The 13,779-nt window shown below is 77.2% G+C and carries 6 protein-coding genes and 1 pseudogene; 5 read left to right on the top strand and 2 right to left on the bottom strand.

Annotated elements, in window-relative coordinates; genetic code table 11:
• Positions 1 to 181 precede the first annotated feature (181 nt).
• The 5 genes and pseudogenes from H299_RS32850 to H299_RS0108150 all read left to right on the top strand — a co-directional run.
• Positions 182 to 1,198: pseudogene (locus H299_RS32850) on the top strand (chitinase); the annotation flags it as partial.
• Between the two features lie 211 nt (positions 1,199 to 1,409).
• Positions 1,410 to 3,521, top strand: coding sequence for a serine/threonine-protein kinase (locus H299_RS0108165; RefSeq protein WP_027748019.1), 2,112 nt, complete (start codon positions 1,410 to 1,412; stop codon positions 3,519 to 3,521).
• Between the two features lie 151 nt (positions 3,522 to 3,672).
• Positions 3,673 to 6,177, top strand: coding sequence for an outer membrane protein assembly factor BamB family protein (locus H299_RS32845; protein WP_037758133.1), 2,505 nt, complete (start codon positions 3,673 to 3,675; stop codon positions 6,175 to 6,177).
• A 38-nt stretch (positions 6,178 to 6,215) separates the two neighbouring features.
• Complete coding sequence (locus H299_RS37460) at positions 6,216 to 8,660, top strand: protein kinase domain-containing protein (RefSeq protein WP_158692289.1); 2,445 nt, start codon at positions 6,216 to 6,218, stop codon at positions 8,658 to 8,660.
• A 196-nt stretch (positions 8,661 to 8,856) separates the two neighbouring features.
• A complete protein-coding gene (locus H299_RS0108150; protein ID WP_486587187.1) occupies positions 8,857 to 10,071 on the top strand; it encodes a C40 family peptidase in 1,215 nt (404 codons plus the stop codon).
• 37 nt (positions 10,072 to 10,108) lie between these two features.
• On the opposite strand, the gene H299_RS0108145 is transcribed toward H299_RS0108150, so the two are convergent.
• Positions 10,109 to 10,681, bottom strand: coding sequence for a roadblock/LC7 domain-containing protein (locus tag H299_RS0108145; RefSeq protein ID WP_027748017.1), 573 nt, complete (start codon positions 10,679 to 10,681; stop codon positions 10,109 to 10,111).
• Positions 10,678 to 13,320: a nitrate- and nitrite sensing domain-containing protein gene (locus tag H299_RS32835; protein WP_051262224.1), complete on the bottom strand. Its 2,643-nt coding sequence runs from the start codon at positions 13,318 to 13,320 to the stop codon at positions 10,678 to 10,680. The genes H299_RS0108145 and H299_RS32835 overlap by 4 nt, the downstream gene beginning before the upstream one ends.
• Positions 13,321 to 13,779: the final 459 nt, after the last annotated feature.

Raw genomic sequence — 13,779 nt, 5'->3', positions numbered from 1 at the left:
CATGCGCCAGCGACTCCGCCGTACCTCCCCCCGTCCCCCGTCCGCCCGCAGACCCCAGCGCACCTCGGTCCGCCGGGTGCTCACCGCCGCCCTCACCGGCTTCGTCGCCGCGGGCCTGCTCATCACCAGCGCCCAGGCCGGGCCGCAGGCCGAGGGAGCCGAGCGGCGCAGCGCCGCCGCGCTGCCCGAGCACGCGCTCGTCGGCTACCTGCACACCACCTTCGCCAACGGCTCCGGATACACGCCGCTGTCCGCGGTGCCCGACAGCTGGGACATCATCCAGCTCGCTTTCGGTGAACCGACCTCCACCACCTCCGGCGACATCCGCTTCTCCCTCTGCCCGAAGACCGAGTGTCCCAACGTGGAGACCGAGGCGGAGTTCAAGGCGGCCATCGCGGCGAAGCAGGCCGCGGGCAAGAAGGTCCAGCTCTCCATCGGCGGCCAGAACGGCCAGGTGCAACTGGCCACGACGGCCGCCCGGGACAAGTTCGTCTCCTCGGTCAGCGCCATCATCGACCGCTACGGACTCGACGGCCTGGACATCGACTTCGAGGGCCACTCCCTCTCGCTGAACACCGGCGACACGGACTTCAAGAACCCCAAGACACCGGTCATCGTCAACCTGATCAGCGCGATCAAGACGCTCAAGGCCAAGTACGGCCCGGACTTCAGCCTGACCATGGCGCCGGAGACCTTCTTCGTGCAGCTGGGCTACCAGTTCTACGGCTCCGGCAAGTGGGGCGGCCAGGACCCCCGGGCGGGCTCCTACCTGCCGGTCATCCACGCGCTGCGGGACGACCTGACCATGCTGCACGTGCAGGACTACAACTCCGGCCCGATCATGGGGCTGGACAACCAGTACCACTTCATGGGCGGCGCCGACTTCCACATCGCGATGACCGACATGCTGCTCACCGGCTTCCCGGTGGCCGGCGACCCGAACAACATCTTCCCGGCGCTCAAGCCCTCGCAGGTGGGAATCGGCATGCCCGCCTCGAACTACGCGGGCAACGGGTACACCCCGCCCGGCGAGGTGACCAAGACGCTCGACTGCCTCCAGAAGGGCACCAACTGCGGGTCGTACCGGACCCACGGCACGTGGCCCCAGCTGCGTGGACTGATGACCTGGTCCATCAACTGGGACCGCTACAGCGGGTACGAGTTCATGAAGAACTTCGACCGCTACTACGGCGCCTGACCGCCACCGCACCCGAGCACCGGGACTCCTGACCAGAGCCGGGGCCGGGCTCCGGTCCCTCCCCGGCGGCGCGGCCCCGACGGCGTACCGGACGCATCGCGCGTCCGGTACGCCGTGCGCGTGGCCCGTCCGCGCCCGCGCCGCGCCGCAGTCGGTACCGTCACCCCTGGGCCCGCACCAACGGGCCGCACCACGGGGATCGGGGGGACCGATGGAGACGCTGCGCCCGGAGGACCCGGCACAGCTGGGCCCGTACCGCCTGGCCGGGCTGCTCGGCACGGGCGGCATGGGCCAGGTGTACCTGGGCCGGGACGGCCGTACGGGCCGCGCCGCCGCCGTCAAGGTGCTGCGCGCGGAACTGGCGGGCGACTCCCGGATGGCCCAGCGCTTCCTGCGCGAGGCGCGCGCGGCGGCCTCGGTGCGCAGCGCGGGCGTGGCCCGGGTGCTCGGCTCGGGGGCCGACGGCGGGCGGCAGTGGATCGCCACCGAGTTCCTGGCCGGACCCACCCTCGACAGCGCGGTGGAACGGCACGGACCGCTGCCCGCCCCCGCCGTACGCGCCCTGGTCACCGCCCTCGCCCGCACCCTGCGGGACATCCACGGGGCCGGGCTGGTGCACCGCGACCTCAAGCCGCCCAACACCGTGCTCACCGCACGCGGCCCGCGCGTCATCGACTTCGGCATCGCCCGCCCCGAGCACGGGCTCACCCTCACCGCCACCGGCCAGACGCCCGCCAGCCCCGGCTACGCCCCGCCCGAACAGGTGCTGGGGCAGCGGACCGGCCCGCCGGGCGACGTCTTCGCCCTCGGCGCCGTACTGGCCTTCGCCGCCGGGGGCAGGCGCGCGTACGAGGGCGGGCACGTGGCCGCGGTGCAGTACCAGGTGGTGCACGGGGAGCCCGAACTCGACGCGGTGCCATCGGAGTTCCGCCCGCTGGCGCTCGCCTGCCTGGCCCGCGACCCGGCGCTGCGGCCCACCCCGGCGCAGGTGGCGCGCGCGGTGTCCGCGCCGCGCCGCGCGGGCCGGGTGTGGCACGGCGGCCCGCTGGCGCAAGACATCGCCGAACGGGAGCGGGCTGCGGAACGGCGGCTGGCCGCCCTGCCGCCGTCCGGGGAGGGCGGCGGACCCGCACCTTCACCTTCCCGCCGCCGCGTCGCCACCGCGCTGGCCGGCGGCGGCACGCTGCTGGCGGCGGGCGGCGGCGGAGTCGCCTGGTGGCTGCTGCGCGGAGGCGGGAGCACGGCGCCCGCCGGCCGGCCCTGGGACGCCGACCGGCTCACCGGCTACACCGAGGGCACCATGCCGCAGCCCCTGTGGGGCCCGCTGGAGGTAGCCTCCCCCAAGGCCCCCGCCCCGCTGCCCGTACGGGACCTGGTGGTGGTCGCCGCGGCGGACGGCGGGCTCGCGGCGTACGACGTGCGGGACGGGCAGCGGCGCTGGCGGCGCCCCGGCACGGACCCGGCCGCCCGCACCCTCGCGCCGCCCGCCGGAGAACTCCTCCTCGCCACCGACGGCGAGGGCGCCCTCCTCGCCCTGGACGTCCGGGACGGCACCCCGGCGTGGACGCACCCGCGCGCGGACGCGGCCGTGCTGCTGGCGGCGGACGCCGAGGCGGTGTACGTCCTGACCGGCGGGGGCGAAGTGCGGGCGGTCGACCTGGAGTCGCGGCGCACGCTGTGGACCGTACGGGCGCCCGTACGCGCCTCCGCCGAGCGCCCCGCGCTGGCCGCGGCGGGGTCGGGGCGGCTCGTCCTGTACGGCTCGGACGGCCGGGTCGCCGCCCTGGACACCGGCACCGGCCGCCGCGCGTGGGGACCGCGCGAGCAGGGCTCCGGCGCGCTCGCCCCGGCGCTCGCCGGGGGCACCGTCTTTCTGGGCGGGCGGAAGCTGTCCGCGCTCGGCCTGGCGGACGGGAGGGAGAAGTGGTCGCGGGCGGCCGGGGGCGAGGACGGCTGGGGTGCGCCCGCCCTGGCGCCGCGTCCCGCCACCGGGGCCGACGGCGGTACCGGCGGCGGCGGGACGCTGTACGCCGTGGACGGCCCGGACCTGTACGCCCGCGCCACCGCCGACGGCGGCGACGTGTGGACGCTCTCCCTCAGCTCCGAGGACGCGCCGCTGGAGGCCCCGGTGGTGCAGGGCAACAGCGCCTGGGCGGTGACGGACACCTCCGGCGAGGGCGGGGTGGCCGCCGCCGACACCCGCAGCGGCAAGACCGCCTGGCTGTACACCTCGCCGGGCGAGGGGCGGGCCCGGATGGGGGCGGCGGGCAACCGCGTCTTCCTCGCCCAGGCGGGCACGCTGACGGCCATGCCGGTGTGCTGAACCTCCCGGGCCGCGGATGGGCGACTGCTCGGGCCGCACGGGCGGCCCCTCCCCCTCGCACTGCTCCACCGCGCATGACGGGAGAGAGTCCCTGCGCGCCGAACCGCTATGGTGCTCACCGCACACGGCGATCGGGGGAGTGGGACACACCGTGGCAGAACAGCATGACCAACTGTCCGGGCATCTGCGGAGCCTGGACGGCTCAGACCCGCGCACACTGGGCGGATTCCGGCTGCTGGCGGTGCTCGACGCCGCCGGCGCCAGCGACGCCGGCGAGGACGACGGGGCCGGGGAAGGGGCCGGGAGCGGGGCGGCGGACGGAGCCGCGACCAGGGGCGTACGGCGCTACCTGGCGCGCTCGCCGCACGACGCCCGCGCCGTCGCGCTCACCGCCCTGCGCCCCGCCCTGGCCGGAGACCCGACACTGCGCGAGCGGCTGCGCCGCGAGGCCGCCGCGGCCGGGGCGGCGGACGGCCGGTGGCTGCTGCCGCTGATCGACGCGGACCCCGACGCGGCCGTGCCCTGGCTCGCCTACGCCTACGTTCCGACGCTCTCGCTGCCCGAACTCGTCCGCACCCACGGGCCGTTGCCGGAACCCGCCGTACGCGCGCTGGGCACCGCGCTGGCCGACGCGCTGCGCACCCTGCACGACGCGGGCTGGGCACACGGCGGCCTCGTGCCCGAGGCCGTGGCGCTGGCCGCCGACGGGCCCCGGCTCGGCGGCCTGGCCACGGCGCGGCCCGCCACCTCGGAGGAGACCGGCGCGGACGTACGCGCGCTGGGCGCGGTGCTCGCGTACGCGGCGACCGGCCACGACGGGCCGTCGGCGGGCGGGGACTCGGCAGGCGGGGGGTCCGTGCCCGTGCCGCTGCCGTCGGCGCTGGCCGACGCGCTGCGCCCGGTGCTCGGCGGCCAAGCGGCGGACACCCGCGGCGCGAAGGGGCAGCGCCGGGGGCAGCCCCGGCTGTCGAAGCTGCGTGCGGCGCTGCGCGCACCGCTGGCCGACGAGGGGCCCGTCGTGCCGCTGCCGGGAGCGGCGGTGGCCGCGCTGGCGGCCCGCGCGTCGGCGGTGCTGGCGCTGGAGTCCCCGGACGGGGCGCCCGTCGGGGGCGACCGGCACACGCACCTGCTGCGCGTACCCGGCCCGCGCGCGGACGTACCGGCACCGGGAGGGGACGAGTCGACTCTCACGCTCCGCGCCCCGGTGGCGGCCGACGGCGGCGAACGGCCCGCGAACGGCACCGGCCGCGCGGGCCGCACAGAAGAGGACCACACAGAAGAGGACCGCGCGGACGCGGACGGCGAGGCCACCGCCCCGGTCGGGGTCGGCCCGGCCGCCGCCCGCTCCCGCCGCTCCCTGCTCAGGACCGGCGCGGCGGGCGCCGCCGGTGTCCTGGTCGGGGCCGGAGCCCTGGGCGGCTGGGTCACCGGACGCGGCGGCGGCCTCGACGCGCTGACCGACCCCGGCTCGGCCGGCGGCGCCTCCACGGACGCCACCACGAAGCCGCCGCGCGGCACCCCGCCCCGCGCCCTGTGGCGCTACGACCTGCCGGGCGGCATCTCGGTGCGGCACGAGCCGCTGGTGTGGCGGAGCAGGCTCGCGGTCCTGGTGGGTACGGACGGTTCGGTCGGCATCGACATGGCCACCGGCGAGGCGGTCTGGTCGCGCAACGACCTCTCCAGCATCCACGCCTCGCAGAGCATCGACCGCGACCTGGCGCTCGTCCTCGACAAGGGCCAACTGGTGGCCTTCTCCGCGGAGACGGGGCAGCGCCGCTGGGGCTCGAACGTGTACCGGCCCGGCAGCCCCGACTACAGCGGGCGCAGCGCCGACGAACTGCTCCACGTGACCGCCGGCGGCCGGGTCGCCCTGCTCGCCGGAAGGGACGTCGCCGGGCACGACACGAGCAAGGACCAGGGCAAGCTGCTGCTCGCCTTCGACACCCGCAAGCGCCGGGCGCGTTGGCACGTACCGCTGCCGGAGGCTCCCGCGGGGAGCCGGCTGGGGGTGTACGACAGCGGCTCGTCCCTGGTGCTGGGCAGGTCGCTCGAAGCGCATCCCGAGCTGACCGCCTACCGCCTCTCCGACGGCCGACGCCGCTGGCGGCGCACCGTCGAGGAGCTGGCGGCCGACGCCACGGTGTCGCTGTCCTCCTCCCTGGGCGTCCTCTACGCCGCGCAGGACGACGAACTGCGCGCGCTCACCGCGGAGTCGGGCAAGGAGCGCTGGTCCAGGCCGCTGGTCAGCGACGGGCAGAGCAAGCTGGGCACCGTCGTGCTCCGCCCGTCGCCACGGGGCGGCGGCAGCGGGAAGCAGGGGAAGGGCGGCAAGGGGCAGCAGCGCCTGTACGTGGCGGACAGCGGCCGGAGCGTCTTCTGCGTCGACCCCGGCGACGGGCGGGAGATCTGGCGCCGGGCCATGGAGGACGACTCGGTCTGGCAGGACCAGCCGGTGCTGGAGACCAGCACCTCCGGCAACACCCTGCTGGCGGCGTCCAGTTCGGGCGTCATCGCGATCGACGCGCGCAACGGGCAGCCGCTGTGGCGCTTCCGCGAGACCGAGGGTGACTCGATGCAGAACTACCGGGTGTACCCGGCGGGCAAGAGGGTGCTGGTCACGCACAGCGCCTCCGCCTTCGCCTTCCCGGTCCGGTGACCGGCCGGCGGACCGACGAGGGAGAGGAGGACCGCAGCATGCGCAGCCCGCACGCCGCACACACCCCGCACACCGCACCCACCACGGCACGCCCCGGGCCGCTGCTCCCGCACGACCCGGAGACCCTGGGCCGCTGGCGGCTGCTCGCCCGGCTCGGCTCGGGCGGCATGGGCACCGTGTACCTGGCCCGCTCCCCCGGCGGCCGTACCGTCGCGCTCAAGGCGGTGCACCCGGCGCTCGCCCGTGAGGCGGAGTTCCGCGCCCGCTTCCGCGACGAGGTGCGCACCACCCGCGCGCTCCTCGGCCGCCCCGGCGGCGCCCGCCACTTCGCCGCCGTCGTCGACGCGGACACCGAGGGGCCGCACCCCTGGCTGGCCACCGAATACCTGCTGGCGCCCACGCTCCAGGACGCGGTGGAGACGTACGGCCCCTGGCCGCCGGGCGCCGTACGGGCGCTGGGCGCCGCGCTGGCGGAGGCGCTGGCCGTCGTGCACCGGGCCGGGTCGATGCACCGCGACTTCAAGCCGTCGAACGTCCTGGTCACCGCCGAGGGCCCGCGCGTCATCGACTTCGGCATCGCGCTCTCCTTCGGCGCGGAACGGCTGACCCGCACCGGCTTCGTGCTGGGCTCCGCCGCCTACATGGCCCCCGAGCAGGCCGACGGCCGCGCGTCCACGCCGTACTCGGACGTCTTCGCGCTCGCCGGGGTCGTCGTCCACGCGGCGACGGGGCGCGGCCCGTTCGGCGGCGGCACCCCCGAGGAGCTGCTCTTCCGGGTGGTGCACGGGCGGCCGGAACTGGACGCGCTGGCGGCGGCCGACCCGGACGGCTCGCTGCACCGGCTGCTGGCCCGCTGCCTGCACAAGGACCCCACCGAGCGCCCCAGCGCCGCCGAGCTGTCCCGGCTGCTGCGCCCGGACGACGTGGATGCCTCGCCGTTCGCCACGCTGCTCCCGGCACCGGTCCTGGCCGACATCGCCGCCCGTACGACGCTGCGCTGGGACGCGGCGGCACCGAGGCAGGCGGACAGCGCCGGGCAGCGCGCGGCCGGGCAGCACGGCGCAGGCAGCGGCGCGGCCGGCTCCGGCGAGGCGACGGGCGGCGGGGACGGTGACGGTCGCGGCGCAGGCGGCGGCGCGGCCGGGCCGAGCCGCCGGGCGCTGCTGGCCGGCGCCGCCGGGACGCTCGCCCTCGCGGCGGCGGCCGGCACCGCCGCGTACGCCACCGGCCGCGCCGCCCGCCCGTCGGCCTCGGCGGCGGCTGCCGCGGACGCGACCGGCACGCCCACGCCCTCCCCCGGCCCCACCGGGCGGCGGAAGACGAAGGGCACCGCGCCTCGGCCGGTGTGGGAGTACCGCGGCGGCCTGTCGTCGCTGGGCCATCCCGAACTGGCGGGCGGCGCCCTGGTGTCGCGCACCGAGACGGCCGGTGAGCTGTGCGGCATCGACACCGCCACCGGCACCGTGCGCTGGTTCGCCCGCGGGGTGTCCGGCAACCAGCCGGTCGGCTCGCAGGACGGCCGGACGGTCGTACACCCCGCGCTGTACGCCGTGGAGGAGGACCGGCTCGCCCTCGTCTCCACGACCGACGGCCGCACCCGGTACACCGACCCGCTCGGCCTCCGCTTCAACCGGCTGGCCGCGTCGCCCGCGGTCGGCTTCCACGGCCGTACGCTCTTCGCCGTCGGGCAGCGCGCCCCGCAGAGCGGCCCCCCGGGCGGCGGCGCCCCGTCCGCCCCGGGCGGTGACGAGGACGGCGGGCCGCTGGACCGCTACCTCTTCGCGTACGACATGGACGGCGCCAAAATGCGGTGGCAGCGCACCATCTCGCGCAGCGCGGCCGGTTCCCCGGGCGCCGGGGTCGTGTCCGGCGGACGGCTGGTGATCTGCGAGCCCGACGGGCTGCGGGCGTACGGCCTGAGGGACGGTTCCGGGCGGTGGCACACGAAGCTGCTGCCGATACGGGACGACGAGGACGGCATGAACCGCGCCGTGGTCCCCGCGGGCGGCGGCCGGGTGCTGGCCTCGGGCCGCGAACTGCTGCTGGCCGACGCGGCCGACGGCCGGGTGCGATGGCGGCTGGGCCCGGACAGCGCGCGGCGGGGCAAGGGCGATCCGCCCGACCCGGAGGAGGACGACCCGGTCTTCGGCACCCCGGCCGTGGCCGACGGCCGGGTGTACGTGACCTCGGGCCGGTCCGTGCTCGCCTTCGACCTGGCCACCGGACGGCCGCTGTGGCGCTGGCGCTCCGAGGACTTCCTGGAGTCGCCGCCCGCCCCGACGGCGTACGCGGGCGGGCTGGTCTTCCCGCCGCTGACCGGCGGCCGGACCGTGCTGCTCGCGCTGGACGCCCGTACCGGCAAGCAGGCGTGGCGGATCAGGGAGAGCGAGTACACCGGGGGGAACACGCGGATCGCCTCGGACGGCAAGCGGCTCTACGCGTCGCGCGGCACCCACATCCGCGCGCTGCCGCTGGGCGGCTGACGGGGCGACAGACCGGGGAGCGCGGACGCGGCGGGGAGCACCGGAGCACCGCGAGGGCACCGGACGGGTGAGCCCGCGCCCCCAACGGGTGACAGCGGTGGGCGGATGCGCCCAGCCCGGCGCGCGCCGCCCGCCGCGAGCTGCCCACGATCGAGGGGAGAAGCCCTTGTGCGAGCAGCTCAGCCCGGAGGTGAGTGTGCTGATTTCCGTTCGGTCCGCAACCGCGCTGGCCGTGGCCACGGCCACGGCGGCCGTCCTGGCCGTCCCACCCGCGCAGTCCGCGCCCATGGCGCCGATGGCGCCCGCGCCGCCCGCGCCCGTGCCCGCCGACCGGCCGGTCAGCGAACTACTGGCCGACCTGCGCACCCTCTACCAGCAGACCGAGGCCGCCGCCGAGGCGTACCACAGCGCCGGAGCGCGGCTGCGGACCCAGCGGGCCACCGCACGCAAGCTGGACCGGCGGCTCCAGCGCGCCCGCAGCTCGGTGGACAGCAGCCGCGCCGAGGCGGGGCGGCTCGCCCGCAGCCAGTACCGCAGCGGTGCCCCGGTGCTGCCGCCCGACGCCCAGCTGATGCTCGCGGACGACCCGGCGCAGGCCCTGGCCAACACACACCTCCTGCAACGAGCCGTCAGCAACCAGGCCCGTACGGTGAAACGGCTCACCAGCGCCGAACGCCGCGGCGACGCGCTGGCCACCCGGGCCCGCCGCGCACTCCAACGGCAGCAGAAGCTCGCGGCCGACCGCAAGGCGCACCGGGACCGGGCCCGTTCCCGGCTGCGCGAGGTGGAAACGCTGCTCACCTCGCTCCCCCCGGACAAGCTCGCCCGGCTGCGTCAGCTGGAGGGCGCGCAGGCGGCACGCTCCCAGGCCGCGTTCCTGGCCGGGGGCGCGCTGGGCGACCCGGCGGGCGGCCCGGCGGGCGGCGCCCGTACGCCGACCCGGCAGGGCGCCCGCGCGCTGGCGTACGCGCTCGCGCAGCGCGGCAAGCCGTACGCCTGGGGCGCGGCGGGGCCCCGGGCGTTCGACTGCTCCGGGCTGACCGCCAGGGCCTGGGCACGGGCCGGGCTGCGCATCCCGCGCACCAGCGGGCAGCAGTGGCGGCGGCTGGAGCGGGTGCGGCTGCGCGAACTGCGCCCCGGTGACCTGGTGGTCTACTTCGCCCGTGCCACCCACGTCGGCCTGTACGCGGGACGCGGCATGGTGGTACACGCGCCGCGGCCGGGCACGCCCGTCAAGGTCTCACCGATCGCCGCCAACCCGGTGCTGGGCGCGGTACGCCCGGACCCGGACGCCCGGCCGCTGGCCCGCTACGAACCGCCGCCGCTGCCGAGCGCCGACCGCGACGGCGGCCGGAACCGGGGCCGGGGCGGCGACGCGGGCTACGACTCGACCAAGCCGCCGCGCCGCTGACGACAGCCCCTGACGACGGCACCGCCCGGGGGCGGACTCACCCCGTCCGGGCGGCGGCCGGGGCCGTGAGCGCGGTGCGGAGTTCCGGGGTGAGCACGTGCCCGGCCCGGCCGACGAAGCGGGCCATCTGGTAGGCGACGACGCTCATGTCGCAGTCAGGCAGGGCGTGGACGCCCAGCAGCGAGCCGTCGCTGATCGCCATCACGAAGAGGCTGCCCTCCTCCATGGCGACCATCGTCTGCTTGACCGGGCCGCCGTCCATCAGCCCGGCGGCGCCCGCCGTCAGCGAGGCGAGCCCGGAGACGATGGTGGCCAGATCGGCGCTGGAGCCGCTCGGCCCGCCGTCGCCGGGCGTGCTCGCCGCCTCGGCGGCCTGCTCCGCGGCCTGCTCCGCGTCCGGGTCCGTGCCGGTGTCCGCTTCGGGGCCGGTGCCGCCGGTGTCGGGTTGGGGGTCGGTGTCGGGGTCGGAGGAGAGCAGCAGCAGCCCGTCGGCGGAGACGACGGCCACGGACCGTACGCCGGGCGCCTCCTCGACCAGGTCCGAGAGCAGCCAGCGCAGATCGCGCACCTCGCTGCGCTCCGTCGCGTCCCGTGGGGTGGGGGCGTTCACGGCAGTACCTCCTCTTCCTCGGACGAATCCCCGACGGCGGTGCCCGGCGGCGCGGGCTCCTCGGTCTCCGCCGCGGCGTCGCGGTGGCCCTCGCGGGAACCGCGCTGGAAACCGCCCAGCTGTCTGCGCAGCGCCTCCGCGTCGACGCCGCCCTTGCGGGGCTGCGGCATGACGGGCGCGGGGGGCGGCACCGGGCCGGGGACGCGCCGGGGCAGCCCCGTCGCGGTCACCTCCGCCTCGGCCACGGCGGGTTCGCTCGCCGGGGGTTCGGCCGCAGCGGGCTCGTCCGTCTCCGCCCCGGTGGAACTCACCTCGGTGGGACCCACCTCGGACAGGCCCGCCTCAGCGTCCGCCGGTCCCCGGACGGCTTCCTCGTCCACCGCCGGAGCAGTCGCCGGAGCAGTCTCCGGGCCGGAAGCCGAGCCGGAAGCCGGTCCGGACGTCGCCGCCGGTTCCGCCGGACGCGTGCCCGCCTCCCCCGCTTCGGCGGTGGTGGGCCGCTCGTGCTGGTCCGGTTCCGGCGGCGGCGCCGGGCTGCGCAGCAGCGGGCCGCGCGGCGCCGGGACGGTCGGCCCGCCCCGGTCGGCGGGCCGCCGCCGTACGGGCAGCGCGTCCGGGACGGCCGTCCGTACGGGCGGCGCGGCGTCCGGGGCCGCGCCGTGCCCGCCGTCCGCCCCGGACGAGGGCGCGGGCGAAGGCGCGGGCTCCTCGGGCGCGGGCATCGGGTACCCCGGCAGCAGCGCGCGCGGCACCGTGACGTCCGCCGCGATACCGCCCCGACGGCGCTCGCGCAGCCGCACCCGCAGCCCGTGCCGGAGCGAGAGCCGCGCCACCAGCTCCAAGCCGAGCCCCATGCCGGGGCTCTCGCCCAGCGTCCTGGTGTCCGGTGCGTCCAGTTGGGCGTTGAGTTCGGCCAGCCGCTCGCCGGTCATGCCGGAGCCGCTGTCCTGGACGGAGAGCATGATCTCGCCGGAGCGCAGGGTCCGGCCGCTCAGCCGCACCTCGGACCCCGGGACGGAGAACGCGGCGGCGTTGTCGAGCAGTTCGGCGACCAGGTGGCTCAGTCCGTCGGCCGCCGGCCCCGCGACCCGGGCCTCCGGCACCGAGCCCAGCTGCATACGCTCGTACTGCTCTATCTCGCTCACCGCCGCCCGCACGACGTCCAGCAGCGGCACCGGGCCGCCCGGATGCACCGCGGAGTCGGACACCCCGGCGAACAGCAGCAGGCCCTCGCCGTGCCGCCGTATCCGGGTGGCCAGGTGGTCGAGGGCGAAGAGCTTGCCGAGGCGGTCCGGGTCGGGCTCGTCCGCCTCCAGCGACTCGACGACGCGCAGCTGCCGCTCCACCAGCGCGAGCGTGCGCCGCCCCAGCTCCTCGATGGCACCGCCGGGCACGCCCGAGGCGGAGTCGAGGCGCTGTACGAGGACCTCGCACTCGGCCTGGAGCCGCTCGTGCTCGGCGGTCAGCTCGGCCTTGCCCCCGGCCAGTTCGATGCTGTCGGTCTCCGCCCCCACAGCGCGCTCGTGCAGGTCGGCGACCAGCTCCCGCAGCTGGTTGAGGGCGGCGACGACATCGGCGAACTCGTCGTTCCGCCCGCGCAGCAGCACCGGCTCGCCGCCCGCGGGCTCCCGCGCCACCCGCTCCGCGCCGCGCCGCAGCACGGCCAGCGGGCGGGTCACCGAACGCGCCGTCTGCACACCGGCGCCCAGCGCCACCAGCAGGCACGCCGCCACCAGCGCGAACCGCAGCTCCAGCGCCGTGACCGCGTCGTCCCGCGAGTCCTCCCAGCGCTGCGTCTCGGCGGCGGCGAGCGAGGAGTGCACGCTGCGCATGGCGGAGATCCGGGCGGACAGGGCGTCGCGGACGCGCTCCCGGTCGAAGGCGCGTTCGGCGGGGGTGAGCGTGGGGAGGTCGGTGAGCTGCTTCAGATAGCGCTGGGCGGTGGCCACCTCGGCGCCGGTCAGGGTGTGGTCGTAGGTCTCCCGGGCGGGCTCGCCGGCCAGCTGCTCGAAGTCGGCGAGCGCGGTCTCGGAATGCAGGTGCGTGCGCTGGGCCTCGGCCGTCAGCCGCCGCTGCGGGCCGTCGGCGGCGAGCGCGCCGCGCAGCAGGCCGCGGGTGGCCGACGCGTACCCCACGCCGCGGCCCAGCTGCGGCAGGGCCTCGGCGGTGGCGGCGGCGTCCGCCGGTCCGGCGGGCAGTTCGCGGGCGGCGGCGCGGGAGATGTCCTGGAGCCGCAGCACGGCGGAGGTGTAGCGCTCGTAGGTCTCGTACGCGCTGTCCGTGCGGTCCAGCGCGCGCTGCCGCGTCTTGGGCACGGACCGCAGCACGCGGCGCACCTGCGCGGGCACGTCCTCCGCGTCCGCTGCGAGCACCTCGTCGATCTGCCGGTCCACCCGGCCCTGCCGGGCGCCGCTGGCGGGCCGCTCGCCGTCGCCCCGGGCGGCCACGTAGGCGACCATGTCGTCCCGCTCATCCGCCAGGGAGTGCGCCAGCGCCAGGGCGCGCTGGTTGGTCCCGGCGCGGTCGACGCGGTCCTGGGCGTCGGAGAGTTCACCGAAGGAGGCGGCGATGCCCGGCGCGCCCGCGCCGAGGACGGCGACCGCGCACAGGGCGACGGAGACGAGCAGCCGGTTGCGCACGCGCGACCGGCGTGCCGGAGGCGGTGTACGGGGCAGGCTGGTCCCGGTGCCGCCAAGTTTCCGCAGTCGCTTCGTCCGCACCCGTGCTCGCAATCTCGTCCCGCCCGGCCGGGGTCGGGCCCCGGAGGCGACAGTCCAACTCACCGGCTCCACCGCCGGCCGACTCGCACAGCCAATCTCGCACGACCGGCCCTCGGTACGCGCGCCCGGCACGGCGGGCCGCACCCGGCCCACGACGTCCGACCCTTGCAGGACCGGATCGGGGTGGGTGTGCTTCCCCTGCCGCACCATCCGATGGAGTGAACATCAACCGGGAGTTGGCGTACAACTCGCCCCCGGGCGCCGCCGGGCCCCGGCACGTGCCGGGCTGGAAATCCCGCTTGCCGCCTGGCAGTATGCCTGGCCGCCGCCGGGCGGAACGTCCGCCACCGCCACCGCCGTCGCGCCGGGCGAAGGCCC

The sequence above is a fragment of the Streptomyces sp. CNH287 genome, from assembly GCF_000424825.1.
Note: the sequence above shows the minus strand (reverse complement) of the source record. Positions and strands in the feature narration are given on the sequence as shown.